14 protein-coding genes, 1 rRNA gene and 1 pseudogene are annotated in these 18761 nt (G+C 35.9%); 5 read left to right on the top strand and 11 right to left on the bottom strand.

The genetic code is table 11. The features are described from left to right. Positions 1 to 196: ribosomal RNA gene (locus tag BLV40_RS23090) — 16S ribosomal RNA — on the bottom strand; the annotation flags it as partial. Positions 197 to 882: 686 nt separating this feature from the next. On the opposite strand from BLV40_RS23090, the gene BLV40_RS23080 reads away from it, so the two are divergent. Then, positions 883 to 3927: an efflux RND transporter permease subunit gene (locus BLV40_RS23080; protein ID WP_090694302.1), complete on the top strand. Its 3045-nt coding sequence runs from the start codon at positions 883 to 885 to the stop codon at positions 3925 to 3927. Positions 3928 to 3996: 69 nt separating this feature from the next. Here BLV40_RS23080 and BLV40_RS23075 read toward each other — a convergent pair. From BLV40_RS23075 to BLV40_RS23060, 4 genes and pseudogenes are all read right to left on the bottom strand, one after another. Further along, positions 3997 to 4522: pseudogene (locus tag BLV40_RS23075) on the bottom strand (AAA family ATPase). Between the two features lie 172 nt (positions 4523 to 4694). Beyond that, positions 4695 to 5612 carry a phosphate ABC transporter permease PstA gene (gene pstA / locus BLV40_RS23070; RefSeq protein ID WP_026592978.1) on the bottom strand — a complete coding sequence of 306 codons (918 nt, stop codon included), beginning with the start codon at positions 5610 to 5612 and terminating at the stop codon, positions 4695 to 4697. Positions 5613 to 5614: 2 nt separating this feature from the next. Further along, on the bottom strand, positions 5615 to 6505 hold the full coding sequence (gene pstC, locus BLV40_RS23065) for a phosphate ABC transporter permease subunit PstC (protein ID WP_026592977.1): 891 nt from the start codon (positions 6503 to 6505) through the stop codon (positions 5615 to 5617). Positions 6506 to 6575: 70 nt separating this feature from the next. Beyond that, the gene (locus BLV40_RS23060; protein WP_090694296.1) at positions 6576 to 7478 is read right to left on the bottom strand and encodes a phosphate ABC transporter substrate-binding protein PstS family protein; all 903 of its coding nucleotides are present in this window, start codon (positions 7476 to 7478) and stop codon (positions 6576 to 6578) included. Between the two features lie 502 nt (positions 7479 to 7980). Here BLV40_RS23060 and BLV40_RS23055 point away from each other — a divergent pair. Genes BLV40_RS23055 through BLV40_RS23045 form a run of 3 tightly spaced genes read left to right on the top strand, consistent with a single transcriptional unit; the run spans position 7981 to position 10335 of the window. After that, entirely contained in the window at positions 7981 to 8238 is a 258-nt protein-coding gene (locus tag BLV40_RS23055) for a FeoA family protein (protein WP_090694293.1), read from the top strand. After that, on the top strand, positions 8235 to 8957 hold the full coding sequence (locus BLV40_RS23050) for a FeoB small GTPase domain-containing protein (protein WP_090694289.1): 723 nt from the start codon (positions 8235 to 8237) through the stop codon (positions 8955 to 8957). Before BLV40_RS23055 ends, BLV40_RS23050 begins: the two co-directional genes overlap by 4 nt. Further along, on the top strand, positions 8935 to 10335 hold the full coding sequence (locus BLV40_RS23045; RefSeq protein WP_090694286.1) for a nucleoside recognition domain-containing protein: 1401 nt from the start codon (positions 8935 to 8937) through the stop codon (positions 10333 to 10335). The genes BLV40_RS23050 and BLV40_RS23045 overlap by 23 nt, the downstream gene beginning before the upstream one ends. Before the next feature lie 114 nt (positions 10336 to 10449). On the opposite strand, the gene BLV40_RS28725 is transcribed toward BLV40_RS23045, so the two are convergent. The 6 genes from BLV40_RS28725 to BLV40_RS23015 form a co-directional block, all read right to left on the bottom strand. Further along, on the bottom strand, positions 10450 to 10596 hold the full coding sequence (locus BLV40_RS28725; RefSeq protein WP_155924342.1) for a hypothetical protein: 147 nt from the start codon (positions 10594 to 10596) through the stop codon (positions 10450 to 10452). A 67-nt stretch (positions 10597 to 10663) separates the two neighbouring features. Further along, positions 10664 to 11839, bottom strand: a complete 1176-nt coding sequence (locus BLV40_RS23035) for a Ger(x)C family spore germination protein (protein ID WP_090694282.1) — start codon at positions 11837 to 11839, stop codon at positions 10664 to 10666. After that, positions 11823 to 12938, bottom strand: a complete 1116-nt coding sequence (locus tag BLV40_RS23030) for a GerAB/ArcD/ProY family transporter (RefSeq protein ID WP_090694280.1) — start codon at positions 12936 to 12938, stop codon at positions 11823 to 11825. Before BLV40_RS23030 ends, BLV40_RS23035 begins: the two co-directional genes overlap by 17 nt. A gap of 1 nt (position 12939) precedes the next feature. Further along, the gene (locus BLV40_RS23025; protein ID WP_090694276.1) at positions 12940 to 14409 is read right to left on the bottom strand and encodes a spore germination protein; all 1470 of its coding nucleotides are present in this window, start codon (positions 14407 to 14409) and stop codon (positions 12940 to 12942) included. A 308-nt stretch (positions 14410 to 14717) separates the two neighbouring features. Then, entirely contained in the window at positions 14718 to 15893 is a 1176-nt protein-coding gene (locus BLV40_RS23020) for a M20 family metallopeptidase (protein WP_090694272.1), read from the bottom strand. A 125-nt stretch (positions 15894 to 16018) separates the two neighbouring features. After that, positions 16019 to 16732, bottom strand: coding sequence for a C39 family peptidase (locus BLV40_RS23015; protein WP_090694268.1), 714 nt, complete (start codon positions 16730 to 16732; stop codon positions 16019 to 16021). Positions 16733 to 17155: 423 nt separating this feature from the next. Here BLV40_RS23015 and BLV40_RS23010 point away from each other — a divergent pair, with 423 nt between their 5' ends. After that, positions 17156 to 18574, top strand: coding sequence for an amino acid permease (locus tag BLV40_RS23010; protein WP_090694265.1), 1419 nt, complete (start codon positions 17156 to 17158; stop codon positions 18572 to 18574). The last annotated feature ends 187 nt before the right edge of the window (positions 18575 to 18761 follow it).

The following is an 18761-nucleotide window of genomic DNA, read 5'->3' as shown; positions in this document are numbered from 1 at the left end:
ATGCAGCGCAAAATGTTATCCGGTATTAGCCCCGGTTTCCCGGAGTTATCCCAGTCTTATGGGCAGGTTACCCACGTGTTACTCACCCGTCCGCCGCTAACTTCATAAGAGCAAGCTCTTAATCCATTCGCTCGACTTGCATGTATTAGGCACGCCGCCAGCGTTCATCCTGAGCCAGGATCAAACTCTCCAATAAAGTTAGTTTGTCTAGCATCTAAAATAAAAATTGACGTTTCACGTTGTTTGTTTCGTTCAGTTTTCAAAGAACTTGTCCATCGCCGATTGGCGACTTCCTTATGTTAGCATCTTCGTTTTTCGATGTCAACTAAGTTTTTTAATTTCTTTTTTCGCTTTCTGCGTGTCCCGCATCAGCGACGCTTATTAATATACCACCCTAACTTTTAAATCACAAGTGTTTTTAAAAAAAAATATAAAAAAGTTTATTACCTAACAAAAGTCCCCTTATTTCATATTTACTGGATCAGCATCCTATTTATCAAACAACCTTATTTCATTTACAGATAAATATTTCTGCATACCGAATGTTTATAAATTGAAACTTTAGTCCGTACAGAATACATTTCTTCACTAATCTTCATTTTACAAGCTATTAATCTCCCCGCTGACCTATCTTCCCTACTCTTACTGAACTTTGGGATAAAAATATGATTGAACTGCAAATAGTGATTAACTCGTTATCTCTCATTTATCTTTCCATCCATCACCCTCTAACTCTTATTACAAGATAACCATCACATCACAATTTTCTTATTTAAGGATAAATTTAGAATTTTTTTACATTTAATTAATGAAAAAAATCCAGATTTTGTTATATAGTAACAAAGTAGGCTAAAAAACAACTTAAACGGAGGAATTACTTTTATGGAGAGGTTAACAAAATTCTCATTAAAAAACCGAGCCGCTATCATCATCATGGTTTTACTCATTTCTGTACTCGGTGTTTATTCTGGTTCGAAATTACCAATGGAATTTCTACCTAGTGTCGACAACCCTGCAATAACTGTCACTACAATGTCGCAAGGATTAGATGCTGAAACATTGACAAAAGAAGTAACTGAACCGCTCGAGAAAAAGTTTCGAAATTTGGACCACGTCGATACAATCACTTCTTCTACTTATGAAGGTTTATCTCGTATCGATATCACGTATACATCTAAAGCTAATATGAAAGATGCCACGCTCGAGGTCGAGAAAATTACCAACAACGTAAATTTCCCAAAGGAGATTACAAAACCCGTCGTCAGCCAACTTAATACCTCTATGATTCCACTTGCACAAATTACCGTTCAAAAACAGAATGGTTTTACAAAAGCAGACGAAAAACAGATTGAAGAAGAGATCATCCCGCAACTTGAAAATATCGACGGCGTCGCTAACGTCATGTATTACGGTAAATCAACATCCGAGTTATCTATCATATTAGATCCAAATGAAATGAAAAATAAAAACGTAACACCACAGCAGGTATTAGCCGCTTTACAAGGAAAAGAAGCTTCCACTCCAGTTGGTCAAGTTACTGTCAATAACGAAGACCACAGCCTCCGCGTCATTGGAAATGTCAAAAATGTAGATGAAATAAAAAACATGTCACTTACACCTCAAATCAAATTACAAGATATAGCTCAAGTAGAAATAAAACAACATTTTGATACCGTTACACATGTAAATGGCGATGAAGGAACTGGATTAGTTATAATGAAAGAACCTAGCAAAAATGCAGTTGCAATCGGAAAAGAAATCGATAAAAAAATAAAAACTATAAACAAAGAATATAACGATACTTATAAAATTAAATTAATATCCTCTACTCACGAACAAGTTGAAAATGCAGTTGTGAGTATGGGGAAAGAAGTCATTTTAGGAGCCATTGCTGCGACATTTATTATTTTAATCTTTTTACGCAGCGTTCGAACAACCCTTATCGCTGTCGTTAGTATTCCGTTATCTATTTTACTAACACTATTTTTACTTGATCAATCTCATGTTACATTAAACATTTTAACTCTCGGGGGCTTAGCGGTAGCGGTTGGTCGACTTGTTGACGATAGTATTGTTGTCATTGAAAATATCTTTCGGCGCTTACAAAAGGAACATTTTTCAAAAGACATCATTTTAGACGCCACAAAAGAGGTAGCCGTCGCAATTACCTCCTCTACTTTAACAACAGTCGCTGTCTTCTTACCTATCGGTCTTGTGTCAGGTACAATCGGTAAGCTAATGTTACCTATGGTATTAGCCGTTGTATACTCTATACTTTCTTCACTAGTGGTGGCCTTAACCGTTGTTCCACTTATGGCATTTTTATTGCTGAAGAAAACAAGGCAGCGTACACCGAAACCTTCAAGAAAGTATACAGCTATGTTAAAATGGGCACTTTCGCATAAGTTTATTATTTTATTCTCTTCTTTCCTATTATTTGCGGGATCAATTGCTGCCTATGTATTACTACCAAAAGCAAATATAAAATCAGAAGATGACACGATGCTTTCAATTCAGATGACATTCCCAGCAAGTTACGAATTTGAATCTAGAAAGCAAACAGCCTTTGATTTTGAAAAAAAATTACTTTCTAACAGCAATGTAAAAGATGTTATTTTACGAATGGGTTCCAGTGCTGAAGATGCACAGTTTGGATTTTCAACTAAAAATAACCTTGCATCTATTGCTGTAGTCTTCAAAAAAGGAACAGATATCGATCAATATATCAAAGAACTAAAAAAAGGGCAGGCAGACTTTAAACCAGCCGAATTCGATTATACAAAGGCAAGCTATTCTGGTTCTGGCGGTGGAAACAGCTTGCAATTTAACGTGACAGCAAACAATGAAACAAATTTAAAAAAAGCTGCTGATGTCGTTGAAACAAAACTTAAAAGTATAGACAGCCTTTCTAAAATAAAAACAAATCTAGAAGAGTCAAAGAAAGAATGGCAAATCGATATTGATCAAAAGAAAGCTGAACAAGTTGGATTAACACCAGAAACAGCCGGACAACAAGTTGCATTCCTTATGAAAAAATCACCAATTGGGCAACTGACAATTAATGAAGAGAAAACGACCATTATGCTCGAACATAAACAAAAAAAGATAAGTAACAAGGAAGATATTCTTAACACAAATATTATGTCACCTATAGCAGGACCAATTCCTTTAAAAGATATTGCAACCATTTCAGAAAAACGATTGCAAACAGAGATTTTCCATAAAGACGGGAAAGAAACCATTCAAATAACTGCCGAAGCAACAAATGAAGATTTAAGCAAAGTGAATACTGAAGTGAACAAAGCTATTTCAGAATTAGACCTACCAAACGGTGCGAAAGTTAAAATTGCTGGTGCAACCGAAGCAATGCAAGAGGACTTTACAAATTTATTCAAAATCATGGGTATCGCAATCGGCATTGTTTATTTAATTATGGTCATTACTTTTGGGCAAGCACGCGCTCCATTTGCGATTTTATTCTCTTTACCACTAGCTGCTGTTGGCGGTATTTTAGGATTAATCATTTCAAGAACACCAGTCGATTTAAACGCACTAATCGGTGCATTAATGCTAATCGGGATTGTAGTTACAAATGCCATCGTACTAATAGAACGCGTTCAACAAAATAAAGAACAAAGTATGACAACGCGGGAAGCTTTACTAGAAGCAGGCTCTACAAGGCTACGACCAATTATTATGACAGCCATTACAACAATAGTAGCGATGTTACCATTATTATTCAGCCAATCACAAGCCGGCAGTATGGTATCAAAAAGTTTAGCGGTTGTTGTAATCGGCGGTTTAGCAGTTTCAACTGTACTCACATTAGTCGTCGTCCCTGTTATGTATGAACTGTTAGATAAATTCGGTAAAAAACGAAGCTCACGCAGAAAAGTAGAACCTTCTATAGAGACACCAAAAGCTTAATAAGAAAAAACGTTATCTTCCGTTTTGAAGATAACGTTTTTTCTTTCTACTATAAATATAATTTCATGATCACTCATTCATATAGGTCATCACTTTATTTATATAATCTTCTAACGGTTGTCCAGAATCTACAATAATATATGTAAAATCAGATGGCCGTTTACTATCATCTAACCATTTTTCAAACGCTTCTTCAGATTCCACTTTCCTAATTTGACTTATCATTTGTTTTCGCTTCTTTAATCTATTATTAATTTCTTCTATATCATTAAGGTAGCACTCAACATATTTGTACTTCACATTATACTCCTTAGACAACTTTATTCCCTTTTCTAACATTTCTGTATAGAGACACGGGCTATCCAGTATTACACTATGCCCCCTGGGATAAATGAAAATCTATTAATGCCCATTCGATCTCGTACGAAATTCCACCAGCGGCCGTTATTTCAATCTGACGAGTTTCCAGCGACTCTAGTAAGGCCGTTTTTACAATATCATGATCAATCACAATTGCCCCTGTATTTTTCGCTATACATTTAGAAAGTGTCGATTTTCCCGAACCCGGAGAACCTGACATTTGAAGAAAAAACATAAAAAAGCACACCTTCCTTATATTATTTTCTATCCCACAGTCCATTCGCATATTTACATATACATCATTTTATCATAGGAATTATCCTCTATCCTCTCCACAAAACAGAATGAAACAAAAACTCCCTGCCTATTTAAGCAGAGAGTCCTTTATTAATATAGGGTACAAGCATTTAAGCTGCTTTTGCTTTTGTTACTTTACGAGATTTCTTCGCTCCCGTAAAACGTTTATGAAGTACAGATGCAGTAAAACGAGCAATAATATTAAACAGTAATACCATAATAATTAAGACTGCTGCTGATTTTGTCGCAATTAACTTCGCATCTGGAATAATCCCTTCAGAGTTTAATTTCCAAATATGAACTGCTAATGTTTCAGCTGGGCGAAATGGATTCAACGGATGTGCAGGACTTGAAAAATCAGCTGCTGAATTTAGAATTGGCGATGTTAATCCCGCTGTATAAATTAATGCTGCGGCTTCACCAAATATACGTCCTGCAGCTAAAATAATCCCTGTAATAATTTGTGGTAATGATGTCGGAATAATAATCCGTACAATCGTTTGCCACTTTGTTGCACCAAGCCCAAGACTCGCTTCTTTTACATTAGACGGAACTTCCGTAATCGCATTTTCACAAACACGCGTTAGGCCTGGTAAATTTAAAATCGTTAAAGCAAGTGCTCCTCCCATTACCGTATAACCCCAACCAGTCATTGTAACAAATACTAATAAACCAAATAACCCAACAACAATGGATGGTAGTGATGCCATCGTTTCAATACATAAACGAACAAATCCTAAAAAACGCCCTTGTTTCGCATATTCCGCAAGATAAATCCCCGCTCCTAATCCAAGCGGAATTGAAATAATTAGGGTAATAACAAGCATATAGAAAGAATTGAATAATTGCGGACCAATTCCACCACCTGCTCTTGTATTGCTTGGTTCTCCGAACAAGAAACTTGGATCCCAAAATCCCCAGCCCTTTTGTAAAATTTCGTATACTAAGAAAACAAGCAACGCTACTACAAACGCTGCAACCGCATATAAAATACCCGTCCAAATATTATTTACTTTTCTTGCATTCATCGTTATCGCTCACCTCTTTGACCAATTGCTCGAATTACTAAAATAAATAGGAATGAAATAACAAGTAATATCATTGCCAATGTCCATAAAGCATTATTCCAGGCAGTTCCATTTAACGTATTCGTCATATCCATTGTCAAAATACCTGTCAATGTTGCCGTTGGGCTATATATCCCTTCAGGTAATTTAACTGTATTCCCAATTACCATTTGAACCGCTAACGCTTCACCGAAAGCACGAGCTAATCCTAGAACAACCCCTGTTAAAATACCTTTTTTTGCAGCTGGAACAATCACACGGCTAATCGCTTGCCATTTCGTCGAGCCTAAACCATAAGAGGCCTCTAAGTAATCAAACGGAACTGAACGTATTGCATCAGAAGCAATACTAGCAATAGTAGGCAAAATCATAATACTAAGTACGATAATACCCGCAATCAAACTAAAACCAACACCGCCGAATGAATCACGTAAAAGCGGAACCAAAATCGTAACCCCTAACAAACCGTATACTACTGAAGGAATTCCAACTAATAATTCCAAAACAGGCTTTAATACTTTATTACCAAACTTCGGTGAAATTAAATTCATAAATATCGCAAGTGCAAGTGCGATTGGCGCACTAATAACGACTGCCCCTAACGAAACAAGCGTTGAACCAACAATAAAGATAACAGCACCAAATGATCCCTTATCAGCATTCGGATTCCAATTTGTTGATGTTAGCACCTCAGAAAATGAAATACCACTTTGCGTAAAGGATTGAATTCCTTTTCCGCAAATAAATGCAATAATTGCCAATGTAACAAGAACAATAAATATACCGCAAAATGTAACAAGCGTTCTTCCGATATATTCACTTTTTACATAATTAATTTGTTTTTTCCCCTTCATCACAGGACACAACCCCACTTCATAGATTGAAATGAACAAGGCTGGCCTTGCAGCCAGCCCCGTTGAATGTTTACTTATTCAGTTTAGACATTGGAATATAACCCATATCTTCAACTTGTTTTTCGAAGTCTTTACCTTTTACATAATCGATATAAGCTTTTGTAGCTTCTTTTGCTTCCCCTTTTGTTACCATGTACTCATAAGACCAAAATGGATATTTACCAGAAGAAATGTTTTCAACTTTTGGCTCTGCACCATCAATTTTCACAGTTTGTAATGCACCTTTTTTATCGCCTACCATATAAGACATTGCAAGATAACTAATAGAACCTGGAGTAGAGTTAATAGCTTGTTCTACCGCACCGTTAGAATCTTGTGTTGTACCTGTTCCATCGTTAATCTTCGCGTCTTTCATAACTGTTTTTTCAAATGTAGCACGTGTACCAGAAGATGCTGGACGGTTAATCACGTTAATTTTCTCATCTTTACCGCCTAACTCTTTCCAGTTTGTAACTTTCCCGCTGAAAATATCTTGTACTTGTTTCACAGTTAAGTTGTCGACCTTCACATCTTTATTTACAACAAGTGCAAATGCAATACCTGCCACTTTGTTATCTACTAATTCTTTCGCTTTTTCCGCATCTTTTATTTTATCTGCAGCCGGAACATCAGAGTTACCGATTTGAACCGCACCGGAAGCTACTTGGTTAATCCCTGTTCCACTACCGCCACCTTGAACTTGAATAGAAACGCTTGGATTCTTTTCCATGAATTTTTTACCAGCTTCTTCAGCAAGCGGTTGAAGAGCCGTAGAACCAGCTGCCGCAATTGTACCCGACAATTCTTGTTTTGAATCATTATTACCTTTAGCAGTTCCATTACTATCTGTGCTCTCTGATTTCCCACACCCAACTAAAGCACCCGCAACTACTAATGCCGCTAAAGAAAATTTAATACCTTTTTTCATAACCATGTCTTGTACCCCCATTTGGATTATCGCTTTTTCACATTCACTTACTTCTTTCGAACACAAATTCATTGTAGGACAATAATATTATGTTAGTGTTAAGCAATTTTTAATTTTAAGTAAAGAGAGACAATCCAACTCAAAACCTATATATTTCACCTCTTTTTATTTAAAAAACCAAAAGAATCCACACAAATTAGCTCTGATTGTAAATTTACTTTTAACAATGTAAATTTATCGTAAATAAAATTCTTTTTTTCACTACCGGTGTTAAAAATACATTTACAAATCCATTCGTTTTTTTAACTTTATTGATGTTACTCCACGTAATTTCAGGAATATTTTTCTGTACAACAAAATAAATTGGAACAATTCTAAAAATAATTGAATATTTTTAAAGTACCAATTGACAACATCATTTCATGTAGTCTACTATATTACTAACAAAAAGTTTCCCTCGGTAAACTTTTTAAACTAACACTAAAAATATAGAGAAGAGGTAACTTTTATGGTATCGGCTAATATCAAACCCCTTTCAAATTTCCAAACAGGGCAGTTTGTACAAATCGAGAAGATACAATTAGAAGGAACTATGAAACGTCGTTTATTAGATTTAGGCTTTATTCCTGGAGCTACTATTAAAGTATTGCAAAAAAGCCCACTTGGAGATCCAATTGCATATCAAGTAAGCAATACAACCATTGCACTGCGTAACGAAGAAAGTTCCCTTATTTTCGTGAAATCAATAGGAGATGATTTAGAATGAAAAACCATCGCATTGTGCTAGCAGGAAACCCAAATACCGGAAAAAGTACATTGTTTAATACATTAACAGGATTAAAGCAACATACTGGAAACTGGACTGGAAAAACTGTATTAAAGGCAGAAGGTGAATATGAACATAACGAGGGGTTGTATACCCTCATTGATTTACCAGGAACATACTCTCTTTATTCAAATTCTGTAGATGAGGAAGTAGCACGCGATTATATCATTTTTGAAAAACCTGACGTAACTGTCGTTGTTGTGGATGCAACTGCAATGGAAAGAAATTTAAACTTAGCACTGCAAGTTATGGAAATGACAAAAGACGTTGTAGTTTGCATTAACTTAATAGATGAGGCTGAAAAAAAGGGAATTATTATCGATGAAAAAAAATTAGCAAAGTCACTCGGAGTTCCTGTAGTTAAAATTTCCGCTCGAAACAGAATTGGAATTGGTCATTTACTAAATGTAATAGCGAAAGTAGCAAATAAAAAATTAATCCCTACGCCAATTCAAATTACTTATAATGAACAAATTGAAAATATGATTCAGAAATTAGAACCAGAAATCTACAAAGTATTCGGAGATACTTATCCCGCACGCTGGGTGGCACTCCGTATATTAGATGGAGATAAAAATTTTCTAGCAACACTCCAAAAACATCATAAGGAGCCGCTTGTAAGGGAGGTCGTAATAAATGGAATCTCACTCAGCCAGTAAAGCTCTTCCATTAGATTATATTGTTCAGCATGCACAAACCCTTACAAAAGAGGATATACGAGATGATATTGTTGGTGATATTTATCGAACTTCCGCAAGTATATGTAAAGAAGCTGTTCAATACACGAACACCGATAAGTTATACCGTTCAGAGAAGCTAGATAAAATTTTCACTTCTCCTATATTTGGCTTCCCAATCATGCTCGGAATTTTATCTATTATTTTTTATCTTACAATTGCAGGAGCTAATGTGCCGTCTGATATGATTGCTGAATTTTTTGGATGGGCAGAAGGTCATTTAACCACTTGGTTTCAAGCAATGAATGCTCCAGAATGGCTACAAGGTATTTTAATTCTTGGCTTATTCCGTGGTACTGGAGCTGTAATTAGCGTTATGTTACCACCTATGGCTATTTTCTTCCCTATGTTTGCCTTATTAGAAAACTATGGATACTTACCACGTGTCGCTTTTAACATGGATCGTTTATTTAAACGTTCTGGCGCTCACGGAAAACAATCCTTAACAATGGCAATGGGATTTGGTTGTAACGCTGCTGCCATTATGTCAACACGTATTATCGAGTCACCACGTGAGCGTATGTTAGCAATCTTAACAAACAATTTTGTTCCATGTAACGGACGTTGGCCTACATTAATATTAATGGCATCATTATTTATGGCTGCTGGATATACCGGCAGCATGCAAACACTTGTTACAGCTGGTGTTGTAGTCGGAATGGTTGTAATTGGGGTTATTGTAACATTAACAGTATCTTGGGTATTATCAAAAACTGCTTTAAAAGGTGTCCCAACCCACTATACGTTAGAATTACCACCATACCGTAAGCCGAAAATTTGGAATACAATTGTACGTTCCACACTTGATAAATCATTATATGTGTTAAAACGTGCAGTGATTGTAGCTGCACCTGCGGCTGTATTAACTTGGATATTAGCAAATATTTATGTAGGCGACACAAGCCTACTTATGTATTTTGTAAATTTCTTAGATCCATTCGCTAAATTACTCGGCCTTGACGGATTCATTCTAGCTGCATTTATCCTTGGATTACCAGCTAACGAAATTGTCATTCCAATTTTATTAATGTCTTATTTATCAACTGGTGCTTTAACCGAACTAGATGATTTAAACCAAATTAAAAACTTGTTCTTAGAACACGGCTGGACTTGGCTCACTGCGTTAAATACAATGCTGTTCTCTCTTCTTCATTTCCCATGCGGAACAACATTAGTTAACATTTATAAAGAAACAAAAAGTCCAAAATGGACATTTTTATCATTTGCAATCCCTACTGTTATCGCCATTGCAGTTACATTTCTCACAACGCAATTGGTACATTGGTTAGGGCTTGTATAAAGTGAAACTTCCATCAGTAGGAGGATTCTTCCTCCACTGATAGTTGCTTTTCACCAATTAGATTCTTAGATTCCGCTAAAATTGATAGTAACAATACATAAAAGGAAACCTAGACTACAGGTCTCCTTTTTCATCTTCACTTGGACTTTCCCACGGCTGTGCACCGTATTTTTTAATTTTTTTATTCAAAAAGTGAATCGTATATGGAATAATCCCCATTAAAATCGTATTTATAATTGTCAAAGTTGAGGGCATCTTCATATCATTATCATCGCTCCTCTTTCCATTTAAAGATACTAGATATCAGCAAAATCTTCTTCATTTCACATTACTGACCACCTTTTGGCATCAAAGAACCTGAATGTTCTACCACCGGGTGAACACGAACAACTATGTTACTCTTAGTAAAATAGTTCTCTCCCTCATCCCAATTTTTTTCTATCTTCTTCCACTCTTTATAATTATGCCGCTTATAATAATCTCCTAATCCAAGAACATCTGTTTCAAAAGACTTCTGCACTGTTTTTATTGTTCCCATCACTATACTCTCCATCTCTTTGGAGATGGATGTCTTCATTTGCTTGTCACTCCACGCCTTTCCATCTCCTCCTAACTGTACCTCTGCTAGTACACCTTCCGGATAAATATCAACTGTAAACTTGGGACGACGTGGTTCTGCGAAAGAAGCATGTATTTTTCGTCTTATTTTGTGAATTTCATACGTGAATATTTTTTTCTCTTTTCGAATGGTTATAAAACCACTTGCTTTCTTTCCAATTATATAATTTAATCCTTGCGTATTTTTTCCATTTAAAAGGCCGATTAATTTATTATCCTTTCCTTGAAACATAGCAGCCCCTTCCATTTTCACACCTTGTTTTGTTAATTGTAAAATCGGAAGCACAAAACTTCTCTTAGCAACCATCGTTTCTTGTACATCACCAATGCGAACTGCTTCTAACATATACGCATTCGCGTCTGCATGATCTGCTAGCAAATCAATATATTTCGCTGGTAAGTTTTCCGGTTTAGCACTTTGTTGTAAAATACGATCCGCTCGTTCTTTAGAAACAAAGATCCTAATATTTCTCCTCATTTCATGATCACGAAAAAAGACATCTAACGTTTGTTCTAAAACCATTGGATGCTTTAATAAGTCTTTTGAAAAAACGAGAACCTGAATATGTGGAAAAAATAAAGAGCGACTAATTTTTTTAGATATCACTCGGATTTGTGCAAATACACTATCAGCAGTTGCACTAATATTAATATAATTAGCTCCGCCTTGATTTTTCCCCCCACCCTGTTGAGCTAACGAACTTGGCAAGACAAGTTGATATGTCCCTTTCATACGAGGCGGTTTCTTCGATTCACTTTCTTTTTTTACAACATCAAAAGCTACTCCTACAACAAAACCTCTCTCTTCAATCTCTTTTCGCTCTGAACAACCACTCATACATATAAACAAGGCAATACAGCAAATACACTTATGGAGATGATTCACTATTTTTGCCCCCCTTTATTTTATAGATAATGAAAACGAGCAGAGGAACAATGATAATGCATGCCATATCAACCCAAGCTAAGTAGGTACCATACCGAGTTACTTTCGTAACATTTTCCGGAAGCATATTCAACAGATAAATAATCGGTGCACTTACAAAAATAAATATTTTCTTTTTAATAGAAGGAAACATCGAACAAAAAGCCGTTATCGATATATCATAATACATAGCAGTCGTGTTAAAAATTGTAAGAATCCAAGTCGTAAAGAAAATCGCATCAAAACGTTCTAAAAACCCTCCACCAATCTCAATCTCCTTTCCTAATTCAATAACAGGGTACGTTAAACTCTTCGTCGTAGAATTAGAAAAGACAATAATACAAGTAAGATAGATGAGAATATATAATAAATTGGTAATCATCACTCCCTTTGCGGCAGCCAAGGGCGCTTTATCTTTTTGTTTCACAATTGAAGAATAAAATAAAACCGCTTCAAATCCAATGAATGTAAATATAGATTCCTTCATCCCAATAGCATATTGGCTCCATTTTGTTTGAAAAAGTGGCAACAAATTACGAGTATCCATTAAATTTATATTTAATAACGACAAAGCTAAAATGGCACTCACCACAATTGGCAAAAATAACATGTTAAGACGGAATAATGCCGCTCTAGAACCACTTACTCCATAAATAACAACAAGTAAGTAGAAAAACGATAAAAGTTCAATAGGCGTTTTACCAAATAAATATGTTTGTGCAATAATTGAAATGGCTCGCGCTTGATACGCCGTAATTCCAGCAAATGTTAGCACTAAAATACCGGTGACACCATAAGCTATTGGCTTCGATAAGTAGGCACTTGTATATTGAAAAAACGTTTGGTTTGGAAATAAATTTGCTATTTTTGTAATTATCCAAGCAAAAACCGCACAAATCAAACCACCGAGAAATAATATGATCCATCCATCTGTGAAAAGAGTCTGCTCTGCAATCACACGGGGCATCGAAAGTGCTCCCGTACCTATGATGATCGAAGATACTGTAAATGTTAGCTCCCGAGATCCAATTTCTTCATCGCCGTATTCAAACGGTTTCAATTTATTTTCTCTCCTTTGAACGTAATGTTTTATCTTTCGTCTGTAAATAATCTGGTCTCGTTTTTAACATTGCCCTTGGTAACAATGCAACTTCTTCTTTCCAATCCTTATAAAAAGCAGGAGCTAACGGCGTAAAATACGGAATTCCAACACTTTTTAAATTCATAATATGGATTGCTAATGTAATTAACGCCAAAATAATCCCATATAGCCCAAATAGGGTAGCAGCTAAAATAAACGCAAATAACAAGAAACGAAATGTAATTGTTATACTATAAACAGGCAAAGAAAAGGTAGCAATCGCCGTAACGGCAATGACAATAACCATAAAAGGATTGACAATCCCCGCGCTTACCGCCGCTTCACCAATAACAAGTCCTCCTACAATCCCGACAGTTTGTCCGATTTGCTTAGGTAAACGAAGTCCTGCTTCTCTAATTAATTCCATTGTTAATGTCATAATGATAGTTTCAATATAGGCGGGAAACGGTACTCCTTCCCTTGCCCCAGCAATTGAATATGCAAGATTAGATGGAATAAGTCCTTGATGATAGGAAACAAGCGCAACATATACCGCTGGAAGTAAGATTGCCATAAGTCCAGCTAACATACGAAGTCCTCTTAATAAGGTTCCAATAATCCATCTCTCGTAATGATCTTCTGGCGATTGAAAAATATCCACAATAACCATAGGCGCGATGACAGCAAAAGGCGACCCGTCTACTAAAATAACCGCCTTTCCTTTTGCCAAAGAAGCTATCGCTCTGTCTGGTCTTTCCGTATTTAAAAATTGTGGGAAAGGAGATAGAGTATTTTCCTCCAATAGGTGCTCAACTTTCCCAGAATCTAATATCACATCCGTCTCAATCGACTGTAAGCGTCGATTCAATTCATTTACGATATAAGGATTGATTATATCTTCAATATAAATTAATGTAACTTCTTTTCGAGAGCGCTTTCCCATAATGTAGGATTGAAATCGAAGTTTCGGGTCACGCAACTCACGCCGAATTAGCATCTTATTTGTTGCAATATCCTCAGTGAAACCTATTTTAGGACCCCGAATGATATTTTCTGTAATCGGTGGCTCTAAACTTCGTCTTTCCCACGCTCGGCTATTAATCACTAATGCATGAGGAATTCCATCAATTAAAACAACCGTATCTCCTACTAGAACAGAATTAATAACATCTGAAAATGTCTCAACTATATTTACTTCACCTATAGAAATAAATCTATCTAATAAAGTTTGCATGATTGGGACTTTGTTCGGAATCTCTTCTTGTTGTAATGGACGAATAATAAATCGATAAATCAAGTCTTTATCAGTAAGCCCACATAGAAATACAACAGCACACCGAGTAGATGAGCAAGAAAGCGCAAACTCCCGCACTGTTAAATCATTAGGAGACTGCAATGTTTCTCGAATAGAGTTTGTAATTGCAGATAAGCTTCCCTCTAAATTCGTCATCTACCTCACCTAACTTCCCTCTCAAGATGTTACCGTTATATTTCTCCATCTCGGGAAAATGTATGCAATGAAAAAAGCTATCTCCCTTTAGAAAGATAGCTTTTTCATTGCATACTATTCTTACTTCTCTAACGCAGTAGAATTGTATCGCACTTCAACATTTCTAGTTATCATACTAACTCCAAACATGACAATGATGTTTCTGATTAACGCCACAATACCGAAAAATAAAGACAAACTTTGTAAATACTGGTCCAATAACTAAGCAAAAAAATAGGAATACGTGCTAGTACGTGTATTTTTTCATCTCATTCTCCTTTTCTCATACAGTTCAAAACAGACTTCACAAAAACTTCTACCCCAATTGGTAAGGCATCTTCATCAATTGTAAAACGCGGATGATGATGTGGATACACAATGCCTTTTTCTTTATTTCCAGCGCCAATAAAGAAAAACGTACCCGGCGCCTTTTGTAAAAAGGCTGAAAAATCTTCCCCTGCCATCGTAGGTTGCAACCTACTTACTCGTTCTCTTCCATAAAGCTCTAGTGCTGTATTTTCCACAAGTTGTGTAACCCATTCATCATTCACAACCGGACGATAACCATATTCATAAGAATAATGATATGTAGCACCGTACGCTTCTGTAATATGCTTCACAATATTTTCAATCCGCTGGGCGGTTTGTTCTCTTAATTCATGCTTTAAACTTCTTACCGTACCTTCGATTTTCGCCTGCTCAGGAATTACATTATGCGTTGTACCCGCATGAAACTGCGTTACAGATACAACGAGAGAATCTAACGGATTCGTAAGACGCGATACGATTTGCTGAAGCTGCGTAACGACCTGCGTACCAATGGCAATGCTATCAACTGTTTCATGAGGAATACCTGCATGCCCACCTTTTCCTTCTATTGTAATTTTAAACACATCAGGCGCTGCCATCGCTGGACCATAAATAACCCCAACTTTCCCAACTTCTAAAGAAGCCCAAAGGTGTGCTCCAATAATATAATCAACATCTTCCATTACGCCTGCAGCAACCATCTCCCCAGCCCCACCTGGAAAATTCTCTTCGGCATGTTGAAATAGAAAACGAATTTCACCTTGGATTTTTTCCCTTTGTTCTACGAGCGTATATACAGTGCCCAGAAGCATTGCAATATGACCGTCGTGCCCGCAGGCATGCATCACTCCTGGATTTTTAGAAACAAATTCAAACTGATTTTCTTCTCGTATGGGAAGTGCATCCATATCTGCACGAATTGCAATTGTTTTCCCTGGCCTCTTACCAGTTAATCTTGCCATAATGCTATACTTTGTCGGCCTTGAAATTTCTAGGTGAGGAATTGTTTGAAGTAAGTCGTATATGAACTGCGATGTTTTTTCCTCTTGAAAAGATAACTCTGGATATCTGTGAAAATGCCTTCTCCATTCTATTAATTGTTCTTTAAAAAGAACACTTTCTTTTACTTCATCCATCTATCCTCTTCCTTTCTTCACTAAGTTAGCTGTTAGTATAACCCCAATCCAGCATAAAAGAAATAATATTCAGAACATTTAATTCACATAAAAGAAAAAGCTATCATATTAGATAGCTTTTTCTTTTATAAAATAGTAATTGCTTGCTTGCCCATTTGTTCCCATGCTCTTTCAAATTCAGAACGTGATACTTTTTTATTCGGATTATTAGCTAATGGATCATTCATATATACATAATTTTGATCATATCCAACTACCACAACACTATGCTCATAATATGTAATTTTTACATCGCCTTTATTTGTATTCCATGTTTCAAAACTATCCTCAGCTAGCGGTTGAAACGTTGTATTTGCAATGACCCATACTGGTGAACCCGAACTAATGACTTTATATATATCTTCAATCTCTCTTCCAGTTAAATTAATCGTTTTTTCAGGTACATATTTTTCTGCAAGTTTAAAAATTGGCTGATGATAAACACCGTAACCTGGTTCAGATTTCGTATAAATATTCCCTACAAATCCTTCATGAGGATTTCCGCGAAGATTATTTTCTTTAAATGGAACTTTATTGACTTCACTTGCAAGTTGCATCTTATCTACTTGTACACCTTTATACTGCAATAACATTGCTAGACTCGTAACCTCACAACCTCGCTGCAGTTCTGGAAGTTGTTTTATAAATGGAACATTTTCAATCATAGCTGTTTCTTTCATATCAAACAAAAAACTCACGCGTAACTCGTGTACTTTTTGAAGAATTTTATTTTTCCCTACAAAAATAGCAACAACAAGTACAATCGCTACAATACACATATATTTAAATTTCTTTAACATATTCAAAACTCCATTACATCATTATTTTCAGCAAACGCTACTCTTTTTATTGTACCTTTCTTCTACCCAGTTTGCTAGAAAGATTATATGAATTAGTATTCGATTAATATGTTTTAAAATTCTTATTTTTTGTAATAAAAAGAAAAATAAATATACATTTTCAGAATATTTCGCTATAATTAAAAATACTTAGAAGAAAGAATCCTCTTTCATTCACAAGACGTAAGATTACATGAAGCTAATCATAGTTATTTGTATCACCACTCTTACACCCAGAAAGTATACATAATCGATTTCTATAGTGATATAAAGAAAACTACTATTAGTATGTTTTTCATCCCCCACTGATGATTAGTGAAACGAAGCACGCTCGATACTCATTGAGTAAAACAAATAAGGAAAGAAATACGGGGTGAAGAGAATATGAATCAAACAACTACAGAACAAACTAGCTTACAACGTACAATGAAAAGTCGACACCTTTTTATGATTGCACTTGGAGGTGTCATTGGCACAGGACTCTTTATGGGATCAGGACAAATTGTTCATAACGCTGGACCTGGCGGAGCGATCCTTGCATTTTTAGTTGGTGGTTTCGTGATGTATTTAACCATGCTCTGTCTCGGTGAACTATCTGTTGCCATGCCAGAAGCAGGCTCATTTCAAAGTTATGCAAGCAAATTTATTTCACCTGGTTTTGGATTTGTCGTTGGCTGGATGTATTGGCTGAACTGGGCTGTTACAGTTGGCGTAGAACTGACAACTGTTAGTATTTTAATGAAGCGCTGGTTTCCAGATGTTTCTTCATGGATTTGGTGTGTTACATTTGCAGCAATCCTTTTCATTGTAAACGCTTTATCAACGAAAGCATTTGCAGAGGCAGAATTTTGGTTTTCCAGTGTAAAAGTCACAACAATCGTTGTCTTCATTATACTTGGAGGCGCTGTTATGTTTGGGCTCTTAGATTTCAATGGGAAACCCGCACCAATGCTTCATAACTTCACTGAAAATGGTGGGTTATTTCCAAATGGTGCCTTAGCTGTTCTTCTTACAATGATTACTGTAAATTATTCCTTCCAGGGAACGGAACTAATTGGAATTGCTTCAGGTGAAAGCGAAAACCCTGAAAAAACAATTCCAAAAGCAATTAAAAATACAATTTGGCGTACTTTATTCTTTTTCGTATTAGCAATTGCAGTTGTTGTAGGCCTACTCCCATGGCAGGAGGCTAATCTTGTAGAAAGCCCATTTGTACTTGTCTTTGATACAGTTGGGATTCCATATGCAGCTGACATTATGAACTTTGTTATCATTACCGCTGTACTATCAGTAGCGAATTCAGGGCTATATGCTAATTCTCGTATGCTTTGGGCTATGTCAAAACAAGGTATGGCAAGTCCTGCATTTGCGAAATTAACAAAGAAGGGAGTACCACTGAACGCTTTAATTTTCAGCCTTATCTTTGCAAGTCTCTCACTTTTAACAAGTGTATTTGCTGCAGACACTGTCTTTTTAGTTCTAACATCGATTGCCGCAATGGCAGCAGTTGTTGTCTGGATGTCAATTGCAGCTTCTCAATTTTTCTTCCGAAGAGAATTTATAAAGAATGGCGGAAATATAAACGATTTAAAATACCGTACACCTCTTTATCCAATTGTTCCAATTTTAGCTTTCTCTTTAAATTTTATTACATTCGTTAGTTTGGCTTTCATTCCAGATCAAAGAATCGCCCTTTATTGCGGGATTCCATTTATGATTATTTGCTATATCTTATATCAAATTAAATATAAAAAAATCGTCACATTTGAACAACAACAAAAGATTACACAAGAAATAAACTAAATATATAAAATATTCAACTATCTTATTTTATGATAAGATAGTTTTTTTCTATTTATTGGATATGTTGGTATAACTTTATTTATCTTAAAATTTTTACAATCATGTTTTCATCAAAAAAATAGTTTACAATGTTATCAGGTTGCAAATGATATTCACCGTAAAAAGCGTGCATTTGTGTCTATTTTTT

This window comes from Bacillus sp. 166amftsu (assembly GCF_900107445.1).
In the GTDB taxonomy this organism is placed as follows: domain Bacteria; phylum Bacillota; class Bacilli; order Bacillales; family Bacillaceae_G; genus Bacillus_A; species Bacillus_A arachidis.
The sequence above is the reverse complement of the archived record's forward strand: the minus strand, read 5'-3'. Positions and strand labels throughout refer to the sequence as shown.